This is a genomic window from Pseudotamlana agarivorans (assembly GCF_001642835.1).
GTDB classification, from domain to species: domain Bacteria; phylum Bacteroidota; class Bacteroidia; order Flavobacteriales; family Flavobacteriaceae; genus Pseudotamlana; species Pseudotamlana agarivorans.
On the sequence record NZ_LXEI01000001.1, the window covers coordinates 53,074 to 77,274 of the forward strand.

Annotated in this window: 20 protein-coding genes; 3 read left to right on the plus strand and 17 right to left on the minus strand. The window is 35.2% G+C overall.

Annotated elements, in window-relative coordinates:
• Positions 1-11: 11 nt before the first annotated feature.
• Positions 12-938, plus strand: a complete 927-nt coding sequence (locus tag A6I66_RS00225) for an alpha-E domain-containing protein (protein WP_067144670.1) — start codon at positions 12-14, stop codon at positions 936-938.
• 8 nt (positions 939-946) lie between these two features.
• A complete protein-coding gene (locus A6I66_RS00230; protein ID WP_067144672.1) occupies positions 947-1,900 on the plus strand; it encodes a transglutaminase family protein in 954 nt (317 codons plus the stop codon).
• Positions 1,901-1,948: 48 nt separating this feature from the next.
• On the opposite strand, the gene A6I66_RS00235 is transcribed toward A6I66_RS00230, so the two are convergent.
• From A6I66_RS00235 to A6I66_RS00315, 17 genes are all read right to left on the minus strand, one after another.
• A complete protein-coding gene (locus tag A6I66_RS00235) occupies positions 1,949-3,202 on the minus strand; it encodes a DUF2254 domain-containing protein (RefSeq protein WP_067144674.1) in 1,254 nt (417 codons plus the stop codon).
• An 85-nt stretch (positions 3,203-3,287) separates the two neighbouring features.
• Complete coding sequence (locus A6I66_RS00240; protein ID WP_067144676.1) at positions 3,288-4,265, minus strand: polyprenyl synthetase family protein; 978 nt, start codon at positions 4,263-4,265, stop codon at positions 3,288-3,290.
• Positions 4,266-4,311: 46 nt separating this feature from the next.
• Positions 4,312-5,352 (minus strand): 23S rRNA (adenine(2503)-C(2))-methyltransferase RlmN, encoded by a 1,041-nt coding sequence (rlmN, locus tag A6I66_RS00245; RefSeq protein ID WP_067144678.1) that lies wholly within the window; start codon positions 5,350-5,352, stop codon positions 4,312-4,314.
• Between the two features lie 322 nt (positions 5,353-5,674).
• Positions 5,675-6,724 (minus strand): tRNA preQ1(34) S-adenosylmethionine ribosyltransferase-isomerase QueA, encoded by a 1,050-nt coding sequence (gene queA, locus A6I66_RS00250; protein ID WP_067144680.1) that lies wholly within the window; start codon positions 6,722-6,724, stop codon positions 5,675-5,677.
• An 80-nt stretch (positions 6,725-6,804) separates the two neighbouring features.
• Positions 6,805-8,028 carry a 3-phosphoshikimate 1-carboxyvinyltransferase gene (locus A6I66_RS00255; protein WP_067144687.1) on the minus strand — a complete coding sequence of 408 codons (1,224 nt, stop codon included), beginning with the start codon at positions 8,026-8,028 and terminating at the stop codon, positions 6,805-6,807.
• Between the two features lie 33 nt (positions 8,029-8,061).
• Positions 8,062-8,388: a nucleotide pyrophosphohydrolase gene (locus tag A6I66_RS00260; RefSeq protein WP_067144689.1), complete on the minus strand. Its 327-nt coding sequence runs from the start codon at positions 8,386-8,388 to the stop codon at positions 8,062-8,064.
• On the minus strand, positions 8,388-10,397 hold the full coding sequence (locus A6I66_RS00265) for a DUF3857 domain-containing protein (protein ID WP_067144691.1): 2,010 nt from the start codon (positions 10,395-10,397) through the stop codon (positions 8,388-8,390). Before A6I66_RS00265 ends, A6I66_RS00260 begins: the two co-directional genes overlap by 1 nt.
• Positions 10,397-12,310: a DUF3857 domain-containing protein gene (locus tag A6I66_RS00270; protein WP_067144693.1), complete on the minus strand. Its 1,914-nt coding sequence runs from the start codon at positions 12,308-12,310 to the stop codon at positions 10,397-10,399. Before A6I66_RS00270 ends, A6I66_RS00265 begins: the two co-directional genes overlap by 1 nt.
• A 74-nt stretch (positions 12,311-12,384) precedes the next feature.
• Positions 12,385-12,909: a metal-dependent hydrolase gene (locus A6I66_RS00275; RefSeq protein WP_067144695.1), complete on the minus strand. Its 525-nt coding sequence runs from the start codon at positions 12,907-12,909 to the stop codon at positions 12,385-12,387.
• Positions 12,909-13,361: a D-aminoacyl-tRNA deacylase gene (gene dtd / locus A6I66_RS00280; RefSeq protein ID WP_067144697.1), complete on the minus strand. Its 453-nt coding sequence runs from the start codon at positions 13,359-13,361 to the stop codon at positions 12,909-12,911. The genes A6I66_RS00275 and dtd overlap by 1 nt, the downstream gene beginning before the upstream one ends.
• The gene (rsgA, locus tag A6I66_RS00285; RefSeq protein WP_067144698.1) at positions 13,358-14,308 is read right to left on the minus strand and encodes a ribosome small subunit-dependent GTPase A; all 951 of its coding nucleotides are present in this window, start codon (positions 14,306-14,308) and stop codon (positions 13,358-13,360) included. Before rsgA ends, dtd begins: the two co-directional genes overlap by 4 nt.
• 270 nt (positions 14,309-14,578) lie before the next feature.
• Positions 14,579-17,899 carry a proline dehydrogenase family protein gene (locus tag A6I66_RS00290; RefSeq protein WP_067144701.1) on the minus strand — a complete coding sequence of 1,107 codons (3,321 nt, stop codon included), beginning with the start codon at positions 17,897-17,899 and terminating at the stop codon, positions 14,579-14,581.
• Between the two features lie 460 nt (positions 17,900-18,359).
• Positions 18,360-18,875: a hypothetical protein gene (locus A6I66_RS00295; protein WP_067144703.1), complete on the minus strand. Its 516-nt coding sequence runs from the start codon at positions 18,873-18,875 to the stop codon at positions 18,360-18,362.
• A 143-nt stretch (positions 18,876-19,018) separates the two neighbouring features.
• Complete coding sequence (locus A6I66_RS00300; protein WP_067144705.1) at positions 19,019-20,101, minus strand: bifunctional 3-deoxy-7-phosphoheptulonate synthase/chorismate mutase type II; 1,083 nt, start codon at positions 20,099-20,101, stop codon at positions 19,019-19,021.
• A 10-nt stretch (positions 20,102-20,111) separates the two neighbouring features.
• Positions 20,112-20,963 (minus strand): prephenate dehydrogenase, encoded by an 852-nt coding sequence (locus A6I66_RS00305; RefSeq protein WP_067144707.1) that lies wholly within the window; start codon positions 20,961-20,963, stop codon positions 20,112-20,114.
• Positions 20,964-20,965: 2 nt separating this feature from the next.
• A complete protein-coding gene (locus tag A6I66_RS00310; protein ID WP_067144709.1) occupies positions 20,966-22,111 on the minus strand; it encodes a pyridoxal phosphate-dependent aminotransferase in 1,146 nt (381 codons plus the stop codon).
• On the minus strand, positions 22,108-22,935 hold the full coding sequence (locus A6I66_RS00315) for a prephenate dehydratase (protein ID WP_067144711.1): 828 nt from the start codon (positions 22,933-22,935) through the stop codon (positions 22,108-22,110). The genes A6I66_RS00310 and A6I66_RS00315 overlap by 4 nt, the downstream gene beginning before the upstream one ends.
• Before the next feature lie 338 nt (positions 22,936-23,273).
• Between A6I66_RS00315 and gldA the strand changes: the two genes are divergently transcribed.
• Positions 23,274-24,170, plus strand: a complete 897-nt coding sequence (gene gldA, locus A6I66_RS00320) for a gliding motility-associated ABC transporter ATP-binding subunit GldA (RefSeq protein ID WP_067144713.1) — start codon at positions 23,274-23,276, stop codon at positions 24,168-24,170.
• Positions 24,171-24,201 lie beyond the last annotated feature (31 nt).

The window sequence follows — 24,201 nt, forward strand, 5'->3', positions numbered from 1 at the left end:
AAAAATAAAATATGCTTAGTAGAGTTGCAAATAATTTAATTTGGTTAGAACGTTATATGGAGCGAGGCCATGGCATATTGAGTTTGCTTAAAGTCAATTTTTATGCAAACCAAGACTCACCAGAGCTTTTTCCGTGGACACCCATTATAAAAAACTACACCGATTTAAATAACACCTTTTATACAGAAAATACCGTTGAATGCTTAGATTTTATGGTTTTTAATACAGAAAACCCTAATTCTATTTTAAATATTGTTACTAGAGCTAGAGAAAACGCCAGAGGTGTCCAAGAACATATTTCTAGGGAACTGTGGATTTGTTTAAATAACTATTACCTTTTTCTAACTAAAAAAAATCTGCGTAAAAAGCTGAATACCGAAGACCCGATTGAATTTATAGACAACTTAAGGAATTTTCACTTAATGTTTTATGGCACTATGGATATCACTCAAGAACGCGGGGCACCTTACTATTTTTTAAATCTGGGAAAGTACTTAGAACGGATGATTTTAGTTTCCGATTTTACGGCCATAAAATTGACCGAAATCTCCAAAACCACCGATAAACTGGAGCAGAGTTTCTATTGGAAAAACTTACTACTCTCTATGGGAGGCTACCAGTTATATCTTAAAAAATATAAATCGGCCTTTAAAGAAGACCATATTATATCGATGGTTTTTCAAGAAAAGCTTTTTCCTAGATCGCTATATTATTGCGTTAACAAATTAAACCTTAGCGTTGGAAAACTTATTGAAGGTGGCCAATTAGATAAAAACTATATCGAATTTTCATTAGGAAAGCTAGAGAGCACCATCAAATACACGACAATTGAAAGCATTAACAATCAAGGTCTTGATAATTTCATAACACAAATTAAAAAGGACATTAGAGATATTTCAATTAATATAAACACCATCTATTTTTCTGAAATTAATTAATTAGACTTATGCCAACATTTTATATCAAACATATTACGGAATATAATTATAGTGATCCGGTTTACGATGCTGCAAGTCAAATGATGTTGCACCCTATTCAAGACGAATACCAAAACATTCCCTCGCATACATTAAGCATTACTAATAATCCTAAAATTGAAACGCGTAAAGACTTTTTTGGTAATACGGTGGCTACTTTTATGATTATTGAACCTCACAATCAACTTTCCATTATTTCGGAAATTGAGGCTGTAACCTTTGAGCGTGCGCTACCAGAAGATCAAGCACCTTTAGAACAACAATGGGATACCTATAAACAGTTGCAATACAACCCATCCTTTATGGATTTCTTAAACCATAAACCTTTCGATGGTACAAGTGTGATTTCAAATCTTATTAACGACGAAAAACTATTGAGCACCTCCCCTTTTAAGGCCACAATGACCCTGTGTGATTACATTTATAACAACTTTAAATACATACAAGGTATAACCAATGTGGATTCAAACCTAAATGATGTATGGGCGTTAAAGGCTGGAGTATGTCAAGATTTTTCAATATTATTAATTCAAATGGTGAGAATGTTAGGCATTCCAGCACGTTATGTTAGCGGTTATATTTGTCCGAATCAAGCTGGTTCTCGTGGTGAAGGGGCTACACATGCCTGGGTAGAAGTCTACATTCCATTTTACGGTTGGTTAGGTTTAGACCCAACAAACAACGTGATTGCTAATCAATATCATGTAAGACTGGCTGTAGGCCGAAATTTTAAAGATTGCACCCCGGTTAAAGGTGTTTATACCGGTCAAGCCGAAGAAGACTTATTCGTTAAGGTTGAAATTAACACGACAAAAAGTATGCTTAATCCAAACCTTTACCACCATAATGAAGGAGAACACATAAAGAATCGAAACAGTTACAGACAAAGTCTTCAAAACATCCCAAACCAACAGCAACAATAAATAAAAATTGAGATGCGTTAGTCTAAAAGAAGAACTCAACTGAAAAAACTATTTTCTGAACAAAGATGCTTTTTCTAAAATTTCGAGGTCTTCTTCCATATCCATGGTGATTTGGGCTCTTTTAAAAGCATATTTAGAATGTTGCTTTGAGGCTGTTTTTATAGCATTATGATTTATCTTTTCTAAGGCACAAAATGCCTTTTGTAGGCGTAGCATCACTTCCATAAAACCAGCACCATCTCTAGAAATTGGCTTAAAAGCATCATCAAAAAAATCACTTATTTCTATTTGAGGAATTTCCAAACGATCGTATAACAGGTCATTTTCTGTTTTTTCAGGATTGTTCCATAAATAAAAGAGCTTCTCATGACAACCAATAATCTGAATGGCGGTTCCCGGATCATTAATCCCAGGAGACAACGCTCTACTTGCAATTTCTGTTAATGTTATGAGTCCGAATCGCGGGTCTTCATCAAACAATCTTGTATGACCAATTTCAATGGTTTGATTTATTTTCTTTTCAACCTCCTTAGTTATTTCTGTATCGCCAGTCGAACGCAAATGTACGATCTCAAAATTTTCATTTACAAATTTTCCGGGCAAGCAATTCAATCTTATTTTTAAATCTAAAGATTCTGCCAACTCTTGTAAAGCCTCCATGTTTATATTTTGAACATAGCCTGTTTTATGCGCCAATATGGCTTGTCCTCCTATAAATTCTCCAGAAACAGGTAAGGCATTCCGTAGCGGATTTTTATTGTACTTGGATATTGATTTCTCCGCCACTTTTTCAACTTGCAAAATAGTATGCTCTAACCTGCCCAATCTTGAAATGCGGTCTACCCACCTTAAAAAAATGAGAATCACTGCAGTGAAAAATATCAAGGTAATCACGAATAGGATAAACTTCCCTGCTTTATTGTAATAGCCATTGCCCAATGCTACGGTTGCTACAATACTGAATATAAAGGCACCTATAAATGTTGAAAGCGCGTATTGGGAAACATCATCGGTAATAATAATTTTAAACGAACGTGGTGTTGCTGTCCTACCCGCTGCTGAATATGCCGACAGCATAGAACCTACTGCAAAGATGGCGATTACCAACATACTCGCTGATAAAATGTCCAAGAGATCTTCAATCGATTCTGTTTTAATTTCGGGAACCAGTTCGTTAAGCGAAGTTTCATCGGCCTGATGTGCAAAAAGTGCCGCTGCGACCGATAATAAACAGAAAACAAAAGGCCTAAACCATAAATGTTCTTGAATTCTATTGATTAAAATAACAAACTTTGTTTTCATAACTTGATTATATAATTAGATGTGAGCTTCCACAACGTATCAACTATGAAGTTACGTTTTCTTTTAGTAAAACGATAATTTAATGTTACTTCTTCCTATCAATCACATAATTGACCATAAGCTCTAGGGAGTCTTTATATTTTGAGCTTGGGTAGGTATTTAAAATCTGAAGCGCTTCAGATTGAAATTGTTTCATTTTTTCAACGGCGTAATCTAAACCACCGTTATTTTTCACAAAAGCAATCACTTCTTTAACACGTTTTGTGTCTTTATTATGATTTTTAATGGAGTTGATCAACCATTTTTTATCCTCTTTGGAAGCTTGATTAAGAACATAAATCAAAGGTAGCGTCATTTTTTGCTCCTTAATATCGATACCAGTCGGTTTTCCAATTTTAGTATCACCATAATCAAACAAATCATCTTTAATTTGAAAGGCCATACCTATGAGCTCTCCAAATTTACGCATGGTTTCTACATGGGTAGATTCTGGTTTTACCGAAGCAGCTCCCAAACTACAGCAAGCAGCAATTAAAGTTGCGGTTTTCTGACGAATAATTTCGTAATAAATGTCTTCGGTAATATCTAGTTTTCTAGCCTTTTCAATTTGAAGCAGTTCACCTTCGCTCATCTCACGAACAGCAATAGAAATGATTTTAAGTAAATCGAAGTCATTGTTATCAATAGACAACAACAAACCTTTTGACAGTAAAAAGTCGCCAATTAAAACGGCAATCTTATTTTTCCAAAGGGCATTTACAGAGAAGAATCCGCGACGACGGTTACTATCGTCTACCACATCATCATGAACCAAAGTTGCGGTGTGTATAAGCTCTATAACCGAAGCTCCACGGTAGGTACGCTCGTTAACCTCATCGTTAGAGACCATTTTAGCCACTAAAAACACGAACATGGGACGCATTTGCTTCCCTTTTCTATTTACAATATAGGTGGTTATTCGGTTAAGTAAAGCCACTTTACTAGACATTGATAACAGGAACTTTTGTTCAAAAAGATCCATTTCAAAGGCTATGGGCTGTTTAATTTGCTCTACTATTTTCAAACGATGCGATTATGAATATTCAAATATAAGGATTGAAAATAATATTTTAAGATTTATTAGCTAATTGTCCGCATGCAGCGTCGATATCCTTACCACGACTGCGGCGAACATTCACCACAATTCTATTTTTTTCTAAGGTGGAAATATAATTTTCTAGAGCTTCATTACTAGCTTGCTGAAATTCGCCATCATCAATAGGGTTGTACTCTATAATATTTACTTTACAAGGCACATATTTACAAAACTTTACGAAAGCATCAATATCTTTTTGGGTGTCATTAATCCCCCTCCAAACAACGTATTCGTAACTTATTTTACGTTTTGTTTTTAGGTACCAATATTCTAAAGCTTCGCGCAAATCATTAAGCGGAAAGGTTTCATTAAATGGCATGATGGTGGTTCTAACCTCATCAATGGCAGAATGCAGGGATACGGCTAAATTAAACTTCACTTCATCATCGGCCATTTTTTTAATCATTTTTGGCACGCCTGAGGTAGAAACCGTAATACGTTTTGGCGACATGCCTAAACCTTCTTCCGAAGTTATTTTATCGATGGCCTTAATCACGTTATTATAATTCATGAGCGGCTCCCCCATACCCATAAAAACGATGTTACTTAGCGGTCGGTTATGATATAATCGGCTTTCGTTATCAATCGCTACAACCTGATCGTAAATTTCATCAGGGTTAAGATTTCGCATGCGTTTTAAACGCGCGGTGGCACAGAATTTACAATCTAAACTACAGCCCACCTGACTGGAAACACAAGCAGTTGTTCGGGTTGCGGTAGGAATTAAAACGGACTCAACAATTAAGCCATCATGAAGGCGAACGGCATTTTTAACCGTACCATCATTACTACGTTGCATGGTATCTACTTCGATATGATTAATAACGAAATTATCCTCAAGCATTTGCCGTGTTTCCTTTGAGATATTAGTCATATCATCAAAAGTATGTGCCGATTTTTGCCAAAGCCACTCGTAAACTTGATTGCCACGAAAAGCTTTATCGCCTTCTTTTACGAAGAATTCTCGAAGTTGCTCCTTAGTTAGTGCGCGTATGTCTTTTTTTCCTGTTGCCATAGTGCTGCAAAAATAGTGAAAATTAAAACCTACTTGATTGTATATAGATGGAAAGTATTGAACACCTCCCTTAATGCCTCCTTCTTAGGAGGGAAACTGTTGTGCTGAAATGTTCAAATGCATTTAAATTAAAGTTGTGTGTCGCATTAGGCCTACCTCCCGGCGGGCAGGGATTGAGGCCTTGCTGGAGCTCTTTAATTTAATATAGAAAACAGTGAATAAAGCCCGACCCTTGGGTAATGCCCAAATCATTAAAACAGAAATTAATAGGCACAAAAAAAGCCCCTTTAAAAAGAGGCTTTATGTTTTACATATTTTGTTATTAGATGATTAACATCGCATCACCGTAACTGTAGAATTTATATCCTTCTTTTACAGCTTCATCGTAAGCACGTTTCATGAAATCGTGACCAGCAAATGCAGACACCATCATTAATAATGTCGATTTTGGTGTATGAAAGTTTGTAATCATACTGTTGGCAATACTAAAATCGTAAGGCGGGAAAATAAATTTATTAGTCCATCCTTCAATCTCGTTTAATCTACCGTTTGAAGAAACAGCACTTTCGATAGCACGCATCGCAGTAGTACCAACGGCACATACACGACGTTTTTCATCGATACCTTTGTTTACGATACTAACAGCTTTCTCGTCAATTTTAAGCTCTTCGCTGTCCATTTTGTGTTTCGATAAATCTTCAACCTCAACTGGATTAAAGGTTCCTAAACCAACGTGTAACGTAACTTCTGCAAAATTAACACCTTTAATTTCTAGACGCTTTAATAAGTGTTTTGAAAAGTGAAGCCCTGCAGTTGGAGCCGCTACAGCACCTTCGTTTTTAGCGAAAATGGTTTGGTAACGCTCCTCATCTTCTGGTTGTACTTCTCTTTTAATGTATTTAGGAAGTGGAGTTTCACCAAGTTCATTAAGTTTTAAACGGAATTCTCTATAAGATCCATCGTAAAGGAAACGTAGGGTACGTCCTCTAGAAGTTGTATTATCGATAACCTCTGCTACTAACGTATCGTCGTCACCGAAATATAGTTTGTTTCCAATTCTAATTTTACGTGCCGGGTCTACCAAAACGTCCCAAAGGCGTTGCTCTTCATTTAATTCTCTTAATAAGAAAACTTCGATTCTAGCGCCTGTTTTCTCTTTGTTACCATATAACCTCGCTGGAAAAACCTTTGTATTATTTAATATTAATACATCATCCTCGTTAAAATATTCAATTAAATCCTTAAACATTCTATGCTCAATGGTTTGCTCTTTTCTATTTAAGACCATTAAGCGAGACTCATCTCTATTTTCAGCAGGGAATTCTGCTAATAATTCATCAGGTAAATTGAAACCGAAGTTTGATAATTTCATAGGTGTTCTGTGTTATTTAATATAAGAAAGTTGCAAATATACAATCTGCAGATAGGCGTTGTCAAGTAATTGAATGATTATTATTTAGTTATTTCGAATCCGAGTGTAGCTAAATCGTCCCAAAACGTAGGGTATGACTTTGAAACCACCATGGCGTCTTCAATAATAATAGGCACTTTTAAAGCTAAAGGTGCAAAGGCCATCGCCATTCTATGGTCGTTGTACGTGGCAATAGAGATCAAACTTTTTGCTTCCGAAGATCCCTTTAAATGTAAAGAGTCTTCAGTAATTCTAACTTCGCCTCCTAACTTTTCGATTTCAGTTTTTAAAGCTACCAACCTATCAGTTTCCTTAATTTTAAGTGTATGTAATCCTGTTAAATAACATGGCATGCCTAAAGCAAAACAAGATACGGCAATGGTTTGGGCAATATCTGGTGCGTTTCGCAAATCTAAGTGCAAACGTCCATCGTCTTGACCTTCTTTTTTTATGGTTAAAGCGTTACCGTTAAATGTTGCCGAAACACCGAAGCTTTTATAAATATCGATTAATGCCGAATCACCTTGTAGTGAATTTTCTTTATATGATGAAATCGTCACTTCTGTTCCAATGTCGCTTAATGCTACAATACTGAAATAGTATGATGCAGAAGACCAATCGGACTCCACCGTTAAGGTTTTTGGTGTTAAAGCTTTTGTGTTTGGCTGTACTGAAATGACGTTGCCTTCAAAGGATGACGCAACTCCTATTTCATCTAATAATGCTAAAGTCATTTTAATATATGGCACCGAAGTTATTTCACCTTCTAAGGTTAACTCAATTCCATTTTCTAACTTAGACGCAATTAATAATAGCGCAGAAATATACTGACTGCTTACATTAGCGTTTAAGGATACTTTATTTTTAAGGAGTTTCTTTCCCGTAATTTTTATTGGCGGAAAGCCCTCGTTTTCAACATAGCTAATTTCTGCTCCTAAACTTTGAAGGGCTTCAACTAGTATTTTAATCGGACGCTCTTTCATACGTTTTGAGCCCGTTAATATAGTTTCACGACCTTCTTGAATTGAAAAATAAGCCGTTAAAAAACGCATGGCTGTTCCGGCGTGATGGATATCTACTATTTCTTCCGAAGAACTTAGTGCATTAGTCATTAAGTTACTATCGTCTGAATTTGATACATTTTCCAGTTGAAACTCTGGATATAAAGCTTGAAGCAATAACAATCGGTTCGATTCACTTTTAGAACCTGTAATCTGGATAGAAGATTGTTTTGCTATTTTAGAATGTTGAAGTGTAAAGTGCATACTTAGTTGTTCTTGTTTAAAGAAGTGGCAAATTTACTTTAATTTTTCGTTATTATGATGCCTATCATGATCTCGTTTTCCCTTCTTATACATTCTGGCATCGAAAGCTTTTTGTAAATCGACTCCCGTTTGATTAGCCAAACATAATACTACGAAAAGTACATCGGCTAATTCTTCACCTAAATCTTTATCTTTATCGCTTTCTTTTTCACTCTGCTCGCCGTAACGTCTTGCAATGATACGGGCCACTTCACCAACTTCTTCGGTAAGCTGAGCCATATTGGTTAACTCATTAAAATAACGAACGCCGTGTTCATTAATCCATTCGTCTACTGCTAGTTGTGCGTTTTTAATATCCATTATATTTTACTTAAAACAATTTGCTCGCCTTGTTTCTCAACGAGCTGGCTAAAATACGCTTTTAATGCTTGATAATAGGCTGGCGTTATAACAGATTCACTGATATGAGACTCTACTGCTAATTGCAACTTATTCCCTTTTGAGGAGATATTATATTTAAACACCCCTAAGTTATCTGGCATTACAAAGGCACCTGGCTCAGGAACACTTTCAACCGCATAACCCTCTGGAATAGCTATAAAAATTTTATAATTGGTTACAGACGGATAAACAAAATCGACAGGATAGTCTCGTTTTTCCAGCTTAAAAGGGTTTTCGGTATTTCTTAAAAAGAACATTGGAGAAAAATAGATTTTATCGCCAATAATATCTGCCTGACTTTCTTTCACAAATTTATAAGACTCGGTAACCGGCTTAGCTAAGTCTAAATCGTTTTTTACTTGATAATCGGAAATTTCCATTCCATTATACTTGTTCTCAAGTTTCTCCAAATAATCATCTAAATTAGTTCCAATATAGCCTTCTCTAAAACTAAGTGCTCTATGATTGGTTTTCATACTTCTATATCCCCCTTCTAAATTACCGTCTTCATGGAGCTGGGCCATCATAAAAATATTGTTTTTAGATTTTTCTTTAGGATACAAATTGATTAAGGTAGATCCGCCGTGCTCGGAAATCATACGTCCTTGCCAGTTTAATGCTTTTATTGGCAATACATTTGGCACGGCATATTTATTTGTAGCATCTAACAACATATCTCCTTCTGGGAATCTAACACAACTAACTAAGTAATTATAACCTTCTCTTGTTGGAAAAAGTGGCACCCCATGACTTCTGGTACTCACTAATACAGGATAGGCCCTAAGCCCTGCATGACGCAGCATCGAAGTTAGCATTAAGTTTATTTCGGCTACATTACCAATTTGTTCTTTATAAGCTTTTTTAACTCCTTTATCTGTGTAATACCCATAATATTCATTCCACTTCATTCTAGACTTTACAAAGTCAAAAATGAGATAAGCTCTTTTTAAAGGGTCGGAAACCGAACCAATTAAAGCATCAATATCTTGTTCATAATAGCCAGATTTACCTAATTCACCACCGAAACTTGAACTTTCATAAATATTTTTCACCACATCTTCCCAGCTCGTAGAGTAATAATTAATTGGTCGATTAGGATATTTAACATAGGACAACTCATATTTAACTGCCGATCGGTAGTTATTTATGTTATTCACAAAAGGTTCTTCTTTTAAGGCAGGTATATTGGATAGATCAAAAATAGTCACATTCTTTTCAAAATCTACTTTTTCAGATTGAAAGGTCGTTCCTCCTGGATTACGCCCTTCACCTCTTGATTTCTGATAGTAAATAATATTACCACGTCGTTTTTCGGTAATAGGTCGAACTGGGAAGTACCCTTTAAAATTGCTTTTATACACAAAGTATTCTGGAGCTTCAAACTCTGCTTCTAGTTTTTTAATAGGAATATCAGCTTGAAAAACGAACTCATCAATATTTGAAATAAACGGTGAATCGATACGATATCGAAATTCAATGACACAGCCAATTTTTATATTTGGCATGGTAAACTTTTGTTGCACCCAATAGCTAGACAATTCTGTTTCAAATATATTATCCTTATCAAGCTTAACCTCCTCTACTTTACCATTTTCCAAATAATAGGTATAAGCTTTTAAACTGCTAATTTCTTCTTTTACGCCACCACTTTGATAAAGACCTATTTGTTTTGTGGCATAGTTAAAACCTTCTTGGCTATAAATTTTAATACGTTCATGCACTTCGGTTATTACTTTAAATCCATCTGCCTGAAAATATTGAAAATGTGTTTTTCTATTTTTATATAAATAGGCTGCTACTGCAGATGAATCTATAGGGTTAACGGTTTCTTCAAGTTCTTCTTTTGAGACTTTACCAAAACGGTAATCTTGAGAAAACAAGGATACTGAAATAAAGAAAGTTAATACGATGGTTAGAATAATTCTCATTATAGGTTGGTTTTAATTAAGGCAATTTTAGAGTTATCTAGTTTTGATACTTCTTTACAAAAATTTCTGAAATCGCTATAGTCTTCTTTAGGATAAACTCCATCGTTTACTACTAGCTCACGCTTATAAATGATCTTGTTTTCATGTATAGATTCAAGTGACATCTTATAACTTCCAAATTTGTTTTCAATCGTCAAGTCTTTCGGTTTAGATTCAACCTGATAGCCACTCGGTAGCATAATTTCAACCTCATCAACATCTTTAAAACCTCTACTAATTTTTACAGGCCATTTTCTACTTCTATATCTGTCAGGTATTGCGGTGTACCTGTTAAACACATTTAAGGTTAATAGAATCCGTTCACCTACTTTTTTGGCATAACCTCCGGCTTTGAAGCGGATATCTTCTGTAAAAGCCACATCCGTTTTATTGTTTTCGATATGCATATTCTCAATAGCCAATTTGTTGATATAGCTCCAGCGATGCTTATAAGCTTTATCCAATTCGCGATTGGTTTCTGTTTCTAAGTTATATTTATCATCATATTGAATGCCCTTAGAAACTATTTGGGCTTGTGCTTCAATAGCTCCAGCGTCTAACACTTTATAACTCCCTTTAATGTATTGTGAGTTTTCTTCTGTATTGTACTTTTTTGTGTGTTTAATGACTCCACCTTCGGGAGTCACTACCAATACATCTCTGTCGTCTGTAAAATCGCCAATAAAACCAAAAGGTAATTTTTGGCTGGTACATTCTAGCCAAATATCGCCTTCTTCATTAGGGATATTAAGAATAGCATGATTACCCTGCATTGCCGCAAAATCATTTTCTAGATTTCTTTTAGTAGCTCCAGCGTAAACCACAGTATAATAGGAAGGAATCCCTGCGGCATCTAGAAGCGCCATAGTGTAATTTGTTAGACCTTTACAGTCGCCATAACCCAAAGCATCAACTTCTGATGCATTAAAAGGTTTCCACCCTCCAATACCTACTTGAACACTGATATATCGGGTTTTGTTTTGAACATATTCGTATATTTTTTTTGCTTTGGCCAGCTTGTTTGGTTCGTCTTGAACCAGTTTAACGATCTCGGCCTTTTGACTCTCAGATAAATCATGCGTATCTGCAATTAAGTCGTGATACATCCAATTACCAAAATCCTTCCAACTATTAACTTTTGTAAAAACCCCTTCTAAATTAAATTCTGACAAGGCAAATAAAACCTGTGGCGCTATTTCAAAGAATTCTGGCCCATAAGTTTCCGATTTAAAAGCTTTGATGTGGTTTGCTTCATATTGAAGCCCTCCTTCATGTTCTTGTTTTACGATATTGAAATCTTGAAAATTTCTTTCCTTAAGTCTCAATGTCATTTCTGATGAGTAGTTTATGTTGTAATTACTTTTTTCTACACTTACCAAATAATCGGAAACAGGCATAAAGGATCTGATGAATGCAGTACTTTCATTAACGTATTCGTAGTTAAACTCAATGGTATAAGGGTAATTTACCGGCGTATATTCGAAATACTTCACACGAGAATCTGAGTAAAGTGTACCACCTCCAACTGCACTAACATCGTTAAAGTCTCCTTCTTTTATTTTATCGATTTGATCTCCCAATGCATCAAAAACCAAAACTTCAAGATTCTTAATTTTTGTGCTACTATCATAAGCAGCAAAAGTTCGCACATGTTGATCACCACGCTTGTTCAAAACAGTGATAATTTTCCTGCCTTTAATATGCATGTCGTTTACCGATTTTAAATCGACATTAACTTGGTCTAATCGAATTACGGCATTCGCATTTTCTTTCAGTTCGGCAGGGATGGTTATCGAAGTATATAGGCTCTCTTGCCCGAAAACCAATAACGTTGTGAATAGAATACAAATATTCACACAAAATTTTAAATTCATTCTTGGGTGTTAGTTAATATGTTGGCTTAACAGTAAATGGTTGGTTTACTGCTGTACATTACCTGAAAATTATACTATTTTTTTAAGAGAGAGGTATTGGATAATTTTCGCACGGCCAATATAAGAAAACAAGGTACAAATACATACATAAATTCGCTGAAAAGCACTTTTAAACCCCAATTGGTAAAAAATCGCTTAACACCAATAGGCGACACTTTTATAGGTCGAAATGAAAAAAAATAACGTGAATTATCAAAAGGAATAAAGAAACCAACGCCTTTGCCTCCAGTAGTCATCGCATCTAACAATCCATGAGAAAGCGTGGCGAGAAAAATAACCAAAAACCAAATAAGTTTGTTTTTTCTACCTAAAGTGAGCATTAAAATAAATGCCCAAAATAAGGCAAACAAGATGGAATGCGAACATCCGCGATGGCCTAAAGCGTGTTCATAAGGAATTCCAAAATGAAAAGCCAAAACATCTAAATCGGGTAGTATGGCTGAAAAAATTGCACACAGCAATAACCACTTCAAATCCTTTTGATCTATAATTTTGGATAAGGTATACCCTACCATACCATGTCCAAATATGGAAGCCATTATTCTTTGTTTTTTGAATCGATGATAATAGTAACAGGACCATCGTTAACAAGAGCCACTTTCATATCGGCTCCAAACTTACCGGTTTGAACGGTTTTTCCTAAATCGGAATTCAGTTGTTTTACAAAAGCTTCATACAGGGGAATTGCAACGTCCGGCTTTGCTGCTTTAATGTAGCTGGGGCGATTTCCTTTTTTGGTAGCCGCATGCAATGTAAACTGACTCACCACTATAACATCTCCTCCAACATCCTTTAGAGAAGTGTTCATAACGCCTTGATCATCTTCGAAAATACGCAGGTTCACAATTTTATTCGACAACCATTTAATATCGTCTAAAGTATCGTCGTTCACGATACCCAATAAAACTAATACGCCTTGATTTATTTCCGCTACTTTTTCGTTATCAATGGTAACACTGGCTTCAGCAACCCGTTGAATTACTATTTTCATACCTTATCCCAAATATCGGTTCTATAATGCTCGTCTTCACCTTCAATAATTTGCAAATAACTACGGTATCGTGAATATTCAATATCGCCATCCTCTAAAGCTTGCTTCACGGCACATTGCGGTTCTTGAACATGCAGACAGTTATTAAACTTACAATCCTGTTTGAGTTTAAAAATTTCAGGAAAATAATCGCCAACTTCTTCTTTATCCATATCTACAACACCAAAACCTTTAATACCTGGGGTATCTATAATTTTAGCTCCGAAATCTAGGTCAAACATTTCAGCAAAGGTTGTGGTGTGCTGCCCTTGCATATGTTGGGTTGAAATCGCTTTGGTTTTGATATTCAATTCAGGCTCTATGGCATTCACAAGAGTAGATTTCCCCACTCCTGAATGTCCGGAAAACATGCTCACTTTATCTTTCATGAGCGCCTTGACCTTATCAACATTTTTACCTGTTACTGCCGAAACACCAACGCATTCATAACCTATTTTTCTGTAGATATGTGCTAGGTAACGAACTTCGTCTAAAGTCTCTTGATCGTAAACATCAATTTTATTGAAAAGTAAAACGGTTTTAATCGAATAGGCTTCTGCAGTAACTAAAAACCGGTCGATAAAACTACTTAGTGTAGGAGGATTATTAATGGTAATCATTAAGAAAACCTGATCTAAATTCGCTGCTATGATATGAGTTTGCTTAGATAGGTTTACCGACTTCCGAACAATATAATTACTTCTATCATGGATATTATAAATAACACCCGACTCCTGATTATTATCGGTTTCAATTTCAAAATCTACAATATCACCAACAGCAATGGGATTGGTGCTTTTAATGCCTTTTAAACGGAATTTACCTTTGATACGACATTCGTAAACATGCCCCAATTCGTTTTTAACTGTGTACCAGCTTCCTGTAGATTTATATACTTGTCCTGTCATTTATTAACTCTATTACTGCAAATTAACAACTTTTAAGCAAAAGAAATAACAATATTCTTTGATGATTGACCTTTAACTGTTGACCTTGGACTGTTGACGGTTGACTATTGACCTTTGACAAATTGTACGTCCCGCCAAACTTTTAACTTATTTTACCTTTTTGTTGAACTGGAAACATGAGTCCTTGCCCCCTCGAGGGGGTTGGGGGTGTTCTTTTACAATTTTAAACACCCCTATAATCCCCTCAAGGGGATAATCACACCTGTGCTTTTAATAAAACTTTGGTCGCTCTTCAGGGTTATAAGCTACGCCCATTAAGTTTCCGTAACGGTGGTAGTTATGTGAATAACTCTGTTCTATTAAATAATTTAACAACTCAATACGCCCACTATTTCTAGGTTCATTTTGATAAACAGGAATCGCGTTTTGATGACATCTAATTAAAAAGTGATCGGATAAAACGCCTAAAGCTCTAACACAAGTAAAATCTTTTGGATGATGTTTTAAAGCGTTTCCACAGGTATCTTTAATTAATGGAATATCTAAAAACTCAGCAATAAACTCAATTTTATCAATATGTTTTTGAGGCGTGTGTACATCATAAAGTAGTAAAATCTCTTTATATTTCGTGTAACTACAAATATTAGATTGCCCACGAAGATTTACATAATCGATTTTTTTACTAAACAGTTCATCATACCATTTTTTATAATCGGCTTTCCAATCGGTTACCTTAGAATGGATGTTTGTAAACTGAAGCACATAATTGATACCCCCAGCCTTCATTCCGAAACCAAAACAAGATGCCTTAATACCTCCAAAAGGTTGCCTTTGTACGATAGCCCCTGTTGTAGATCGGTTTACATATTTGTTTCCAGCTTCAATATGCTCGTTCCAATACTCGATTTCATTATGATCTAAAGACTCTAAACCTGCTGTTAAGCCATAGTCCACACTATTAGCAATTTCTACAGCTTCTTTTAAGTCTTTAGCCTTTAACACAGAAAGTATAGGTCCAAACAACTCATTTTGAAATGGGTAATCATCGGTTGTTACGTTCCAAATCACACCAGGTGTTAACATGTGATTTCCGTTTAATTTAGGTTTGACTAACCATTGATCGTCCGGAGTATTTCTAATAACATGCTTTAATTTCTCAGATAATTGAACGGCTAACGGTCCGATTTCCGTGGCATAATCCCAAGGATTTCCAAAAGTTTTACTTTTAGTAGCATCCTTTAAAAGCGCTTTAAATTCCTTATCGTTAAACACATCTTCTGTTAAAATTAACAATGAAGTTGCCGAACACTTTTGACCTGCATTACCAAAAGCAGATTGTACAATATTGATAGCGGCTTGTTCTTTATCGGCTAAGCTTGTAACAATGGTACTATTTTTACCTCCTGTTTCAGCATATAAATTTAACTGCGGATTTCTCTCTAAAAGAAAGTGCGCTGTTTCTGTACCACCTGTTAAAATAACGGCATCAAAAACATTTCCAGTTGTTAAAAAGTCATCAAGAATAGACTCTTCACAAGGTAAAAAGTATAACGCATCTTTAGGAATACCAGCAGCCCATAAACACTTACAAGTTAAATACGCACAAGCTGAAGCATTCGTTGATGGTTTTAATATCACTTTCTTACCAGCCGCTAACGATGCTAAAGCGCCACCAATAGGAATCGCAATTGGGAAATTCCATGGAGACAATACTAAGTTAATTCCAACATCTTCACTGGTAAATTCTTTAGCAATGTCCAAGCTACTTTCAGCATAGAAATTAGCAAAATCTATAGCTTCAGAAACCTCAACATCAACCTCTTTAACGGTTTTACCAAGTTCGGCTACAGCCACACCAATTAAATCGGCTCTCTTTTTTTCTATTTCTACAGCTGCTTTCTTTAAAAGTTCTGCTCTTTTTTCAACGCTATAATTTTGCCATTCAGTAGTGGTATCAATAGCTTTTTGGTAATCTTCCTTAACAGACATTTCATAATCCCAAGGTGGTGTACCAGACCAGTTACTTACTTTTACAGTATAGCGCTCATTATCATCTAAAACACCAACAACTGGAATGGTTTTTCCAATGATATTTTCTGGAGTTTCCCAGTCGGTTTTAACTTTTTGAGCCCACTCGATATTTTGTGGTAAATTCCAATCGGTATTAGGCACATTATGGAAACCTTCCATAATTTGAGGTACATCGTTATTTCTATCCTGCTTTCTACTAGGTGTGGTATTTAAATTTTGCATTAAAGACAACGAATGCAAAAATTCATCTTTTAATTCATGCCATTTCTCCGAGCCCACTTGTAAATCATAACCTTCTTTTAAAAAGTTTCCAGGCTGGGTTCCTTCATCCAGACGTCTTACTAAATAAGCTATCGCAGCATTATATTGATTTTCCTTTACTGTTGGTGTGTACAATAACAAGTGTACTTTTTCTGCTAACAGATTGTCTACCGTTTGATTCGCCATACCTTCTAGCATTTCAAAATCCACACAATCTTCAAGCTGATTTTCTTTCACCAAATTTAAGGCGTAAGAGATGTCGAAAATATTATGAGACGCCACCCCTACATTTACAACACGAGCAGAATCGGTTGTTAACATTTCAGACAGAATCTTTTTATAGTTAGCATCGGTTTCAGGCTTTGTGCTATATGTTGCTAATGGCCAATCTTCAATAGAAGATTCGGTCATTTCCATTTCCATATTAGCACCTTTTACTAATCTTACTTTTATAGAAGACCCTCCATTATTCACACGTTTTTGAGCCCAAGTAAAAAGCTTACGGTAATAGTGAATCATTTCAGGAATATATGCTTGAAGTACGATTCCTGCTCTAATATTCTTATATGCTGGTAAAGACAACGTTTTGATAAAAACATCAAAAGTGATTTGTAAATCCTTGTACTCTTCCATATCAAGATTTACAAATTTTTGTACACCCGTTTCTTTTTCTATGCGTAAGATTTCATCATAAAACATGGCTAATCTAATTGATAGTTTTTCAACAGTATCTTCATGAGCCAGTGATGAGATTTGAGAAAAAATAGTAGAAACCTTAATAGAAATGTAATTAACATCCTTTCTATTAAGCAAAGCCAAATACCCTAAAATTCTTTTTTGAGCATCATCCTCTCCAATTAAAGCTTCTCCAATAAGGTTAACATTTAAGGTGATATTTTGTTCTTTTCTTTTCTGAGCGTGCTTTTTAAACTTAGAACTATTGATGAAAAACACCACATCACTAGAGGTTGCTTGAATTTTTTTAAGCATCACCGACACACTAAGCGAAGGCAACAGTTTGCCGGCTACGGTAAAAGATTTTAGCATGGCGTTTTCTACCGGTGTAAACAACGACTCGTAATTCTTTTTGGTATTTAAAAGGTAAATAACATGATCGGCAACCTTTTTGTAATTTTTAGAACGAAAGGCAACATCCATCATTTGAATTAAAAAATGCTTACTCTCGGGCTCGTCAATAATTGTTTTGAGGCGATCTGCAAAAGGATTTTTTTTCACTCCACTTTGATTGCCCTGTAGCTTTTCGGCGAGTTTTAATGTATTTTCTACCGCTTTATCCATAGATTTTCAGTTTAAATAAAATGACTTCCTAAGCCAAGTTGGGTGTATTAACTTTTAAATTTATAAGCAACGCACTATGCTCTACAACAGTAAAATATATTAGCGATACCTATGCTATGTAACCTGAATTTCAGTTCGGCAAATTAAAGTCTTTTAAAGTGATTTTATTTAGCGGTAAAAAAATATTAACATATTTTTAAATATTTTAAAAAAATTAAGCTAAATCCTCACTATAACAATTAATTTTAAACCATTACAAGTGCGAAATATAAAAAACTATTATTTGAATCTGAACCATATCAATTAAATTTTAAACACATTTACGTTTATTAATTAGATTATTTCCATAAAGCGTAAAAACAAAAAAACACCTTAATAATCAGGTGTTTTGAAATTATTACAGAACATCTGGGATTGTATGCCCCTTACTCTTGTAATAAAAAAGAAAGTAATAAACAGATTAGAAACGCTTCCCTAGCCCAACACTGAGCCCCCAGGTCACATACTCTTCTTTAAAATCAAAGTTCAATGCTGGTAATAATAACCAAGATTCACCCAAATCGATTTTATACTCTGTAGCTAATCGCATCACAAATAAGTTCTTGTTTTCTTCAAATTCTATAGCGGGACCAGCCATTACTCCCCAATGCTCAGAAAGCTCGTAACCTGCAAGCACGCCTATTAAAAGTGCGCGATTACGCTCTAGGTCTTCCCTGTTGAATTTCACCAAATAATTGGCGAGCTCTAAATCTAAAACAGCTCCTACAACCCATTTTTCATTTAATTCTCGAAAATAGTCCACACCAATAGTTGGCACAAAAACAGCCTTTTCTTTTTCACCTTCTTCATATGCACTAGGTATGTGGGTATAGCCAAAAACAAGGTTTACTTGATTCCTTTTTTCTTCACCTTCTTGGGCTGACAGATGTAATATAATGAGTAGTAAAAATAGAGCGGTAAGTATTGTTCTTTTCATAATTGAGGGATTAATAGGTGAACATCATGACTAATTTAGCCATAATTGATTTAACTGAAAGCTTAAAAGATAAAAAATAAACAATCATAAAAAAAAGCCTTCCTGAATGGAAGGCTTTTTTTTAATAGAAAACTCTTAAAAGTTTATCCGTTAAGAATTTTTTCTTGATGATTAATAGATTCCTGGTGAATCGCTTTAAACATTTTTAAAATAAACTCTTCACTTAAACCATATTGCTGTCCTTCAAGAACCATTTTTCCTAAAATTTCATTCCAACGCTTAGACTGAAGTACCGCAACGTTTTTGTCCTTTTTTAACTGTCCGATACCGTCAGCAGCCTTCATACGTTTTCCTAACAATTCGATGATTTGGTTATCCACCACATCGATTTGTGCTCTTAAATTCTCTAAAGAATTATTGTAATCTTCTTCAGCGTTTGATTCTTTTCTAATTTTTAAATCTCTCATGATTTGAACTAAAGTAGATGGCGTTACTTGCTGTGCTGCATCACTCCATGCATTTTCAGGATCGTAATGCGTTTCTATCATTAATCCGTCGAAATTTAAATCTAAAGCCGATTGAGACACATCAAAAATCATATCTCTTTTTCCAGTAATATGCGACGGGTCGTTAATTAATGGAATATCTGGGAATTTATTTTGAAATTCGATAGCCAATTGCCACTCTGGATTATTTCTATATTTTGTTTTCTCGTAAGTTGAGAACCCTCTATGGATAGCTCCAATATTTTTAACACCGGCAGAATAAATACGCTCAATACCACCTAACCATAAAGCTAAATCTGGATTTACTGGATTTTTAATTAATACAGGCTTGTCTGTACCTTTTAAAGCGTCGGCAATTTCTTGCATGATGAATGGGCTAACTGTAGAACGCGCACCAATCCACAACATATCAACGTCGTGCTCTAAAGCTAATTTTACGTGTGCTGCATTGGCAACCTCCGTACAAATTTTCATACCTGTTTCTTCCTTAACCTTTTGTAACCATTTTAAGCCTAAAGCTCCAACGCCTTCAAACATTCCTGGACGTGTTCTCGGTTTCCAGATGCCTGCTCTAAAATAGGTGACATCGGTGTCTTTTAACTCGTGTGCAATTTTTAATACTTGCTCTTCAGTTTCTGCACTACATGGTCCAGCAATTACCAATGGATGATCTAAATTTAAATCATCTAACCATGCTCTCATTTCTTTGTTGTTTTCCATAATTTTAAGCTTAACTTATTCCTTTTAATATCTCTTTAATATAATTGGTGTTTTCCATCTCACTAAAAATCGCATCAAAATCATCTTTTTTCATGAGATCTTTAAATTGCGTGAGATTATTAATATATTCTTCTAATGTTTCAATAACATTGGTTTTATTTTGTTTGAAAATAGGGGTCCACATTTCTGGCGAACTTTTTGCCAAACGTACGGTAGATGCAAAACCACTGCCAGCCATATCAAAAATATCGCGTTCGTTTTTTTCTTTTTCTATCACCGTTTTCCCTAACATAAACGAACTGATATGCGATAAATGCGACACATAAGCAATGTGTTTATCATGGGCTTCAGGATTCATATAACGAATACGCATCCCTATATCGGCAAACAGTTTCAAAGCTTTTTCTTGAAGCTTAAATGTTGTTTTTTCAACTTCACAAACAATGTTAGTTTTACCCACGAACAAACCTTCTAAAGCAGCCGTCGGACCAGAGTGCTCTGTACCAGCAATAGGGTGCATCGCTAAAAAGTTCCTACGTCTTGGATGATCTTCAACAGCTTTACAAATATCAACTTTTGTAGATCCGGCATCAACAACCAATGTGTCATCAGATATTTTATCCAAAACGGTTGGCAACAGCTTAACGGTGGCATCAACTGGAATTGAGATAATAACCAAATCGGCATTTTCTAAGTCATCTAAAGTCGCTTTTTTATCAATAATATTAAGCTCTAATGCTTTTTCTAAAGTGCCATCTTTTCTACTGATACCGTGAATAATCGCATCTGGATTATTCTTTTTAATATCGATAGCCAAACTTCCTCCTATTAAACCAACGCCTATGGCATATATGTTTTTCATAATTATTTTACTCTTGCTATGGTTTCTTTAATGGCTTCGCTTGTAGCGCATAATGAAAACCTAATATATCCTTCACCTTGAGTTCCGAAAACGGTTCCCGGTGTTATAAAAATATTTTTTTCTATTAAAATTTTATCGATAAACGCTTCCGACTTCACACCTTCTGGTAACTTCGCCCAAATAAATAATCCTGAAGCATTTTTATCATAAGTACAATCTAATGCATCGGCTAATTCCCAAACTAATTTTCGGCGTTCTTGGTAAACTTTATTCAATTCAGAATACCAGGTATCAGCACAATTTAAAGCCTCGATAGCTCCTTTTTGAATTCCGAAAAACATCCCAGAATCCATATTACTCTTCACTTTTAATATGTGATTGATATGCTCAGCCGATCCCATAACCATACCTACACGCCATCCAGACATGTTAAAGGTTTTACTTAAGGAGTTAAGCTCTAAGCATACATCTTTTGCGCCTTCAACAGCTAACAAACTTTTTGGAGCATCGTTTAATATGAAACTATAAGGATTATCATTTATAATTAAAATATTGTGACGTTTTCCAAAGGCAACCAATTCTTCAAACACGGTTTCTGTTGGTTTTGCTCCTGTTGGCATGTGCGGATAATTCACCCACATAAGCTTCACTTTACTCAAGTCTGATTTTTCTAAAGCCTCAAAATCTGGCATCCAATTATTTTCCGCATCCAGATTATAAAACACCCCTTTGGCGCCTAGCAGTTTTGTAACCGATTGGTAAGTTGGATACCCTGGGTTCGGAATTAAAACCTCATCACCTTCATTTAAAAAAGCCATAGAAATATGCATAATCCCCTCTTTACTTCCCATTAAAGGTAAAATTTCAGATGTCGGATTTAACTCGACAGCAAACTGGGTTTTATAAAAAGTCGCCATCGCTTCACGTAATTCTGGCAAGCCTTGATAACTCTGATATTTATGCGCATTAGGGTGTGTAAAACTTTCGGAAATCGCTTCTAAAACTTTTGCTGGAGGTGCCAAATCTGGACTCCCAATTCCTAAACTGATAATCGGTTTTCCACTAGCCGCTAGGGCTGCAACTTCCCTTAATTTTTTTGAAAAATAGTATTCTTCAACCGTTTGTAACCGATTTGCTACTTCAATCATAACTTCGCATTTTTATATTCTCCTAACACTTTAAAAGCATCGCCCATAATATCAATAATGGCTTTGGCTTTCTTAAAATCTTCGTAACTCTCAAATGTAACATCTACGAAAAACGCGTATTTCCAAGGCGTTTCAATGATTGGAAGGGATTGAATTTTAGTTAAATTCAACCTACAATCGCTCATTACATTTAAAATCGTTGCGAGACTCCCGCGTTTGTGGTTGGCTTCAAATTTCACTGAAGCTTTATTTATTTCATGTTCTGGCACAGCCGAATTCTTTCGAGTTACAATAACAAAACGTGTTTCGTTATTTTTAATCGTTTGAATACTCTCTGCTAGGATATCTAAATCAAAAATTTCTGCTGCTGCAACACTAGCAATCGCGCCAATACCCTTAAGTTGCTTTTCTTGAATACGTTGTGCCACTTCGGCTGTATCCTTATCTTCAACCAACTTAATATGTGGATATTGTCTGAAAAACTTTTTACATTGTAACAAGGCCATAGGGTGCGAGTACACTTCTTTAATATCATCTATACGCTGCCCTTTTAAAGCCATCAAATTATGCTGAATATCTAAGTAGTGCTCCCCAACAATGTGTAAAGCATTTTTATCGATTAAAGCATAATTTGGAATTATAGAACCAGCAATCGAGTTCTCTAAAGCCATGACTGCGGCATCACTTTCTTTGGTTAGCAATGAATCTACAACGCTATCGAAAGTCATACATTCGATAGAATTTACTGGATTTTCAAAAAATTGTTGGGTAACAATATGATGAAAAGATCCTTTTACACCTTGTATGGCAACTGTTTTAATCAATGTTCAAATTTTTATTAATATCTAGCAACACAACACTCATTTTTTTTGTAATACTTAAACAAAAAAAAGTCTCGATTTTCATCGAGACTCATATCAATAATTTATGTTTATAAATTATACATACAACGCCTCGTTTCTTTTGCTAAAAAAGAAATAGTTGTTAAAATATGTATAATATACTGTTGTTGTCATAATTACGACGCTAAAGTAATTATTATTTCGAGAAATCAAAACGCAAAAAAATATTTTTTACGCAATTATTAAAAGTTTTAAAGATTTTACAGTAAAACTTCCATTACATTATATATTCATTTATTTTTGAATAAATAAATTTAATTATGTCCATTGAAGTCCTCGGTGTTTCAAAACTTTACGGAAATCAGAAAGCCCTTAACAACATTTCATTTCGTGTTGGCAAGCCCGAAATCGTAGGTTTCTTAGGCCCTAACGGTGCTGGAAAATCTACTTTGATGAAAATTTTAACCACATATATTGGTGCCAACGACGGACAAGCCATTGTAAATGGTTTTAATGTTAATCAAAACCCCAAAGCGGTGCAGCAAAGTGTGGGTTACCTCCCCGAACATAACCCTTTATACCTCGAGCAATACGTTAAAGAGTATCTTACTTTTAATGCGCAAGTTTATAAAGTAAGCAAACAACGCATTGAGGAGGTTATTGAGCTTACAGGACTTAGCCCAGAAGCTCATAAAAAAATCGGACAATTATCTAAAGGTTATCGCCAGCGTGTTGGTTTGGCCAATGCCCTCTTGCATGATCCTGACGTTTTAATTTTAGATGAGCCTACCACAGGTTTAGATCCCAACCAACTGATTGATATTAGAAATCTCATTAAATCTATTGGAGAAACTAAAACCGTTTTTCTTTCTACGCACATTATGCAGGAAGTAGAAGCCATGTGTGACCGTGTTATCATTATTAATAAAGGTGAAATTGTAGCGGATAAAAAGCTAAAGGACCTTAGAAATGATGCCGAACAAGTGGTTATTGTCGAATTCGATTATCGTGTTGAAAATGCCTTTCTACTGAAGATACCTAAAGTAGAAAGTGTAAAAAACACTTACGATTTTGTTTACGAAATCACCTTTAAAACCACAGAAGACATGCGATCTCATGTTTTTGATTTTGCTCATGATAATGAATTAAAAATTCTTCAGCTTAATCAAAAAAATGCCAGTTTAGAAACACTATTTAGGAATTTAACCTCAAAATAGTTACCTTCATTAGCGATTATGATAAATATCA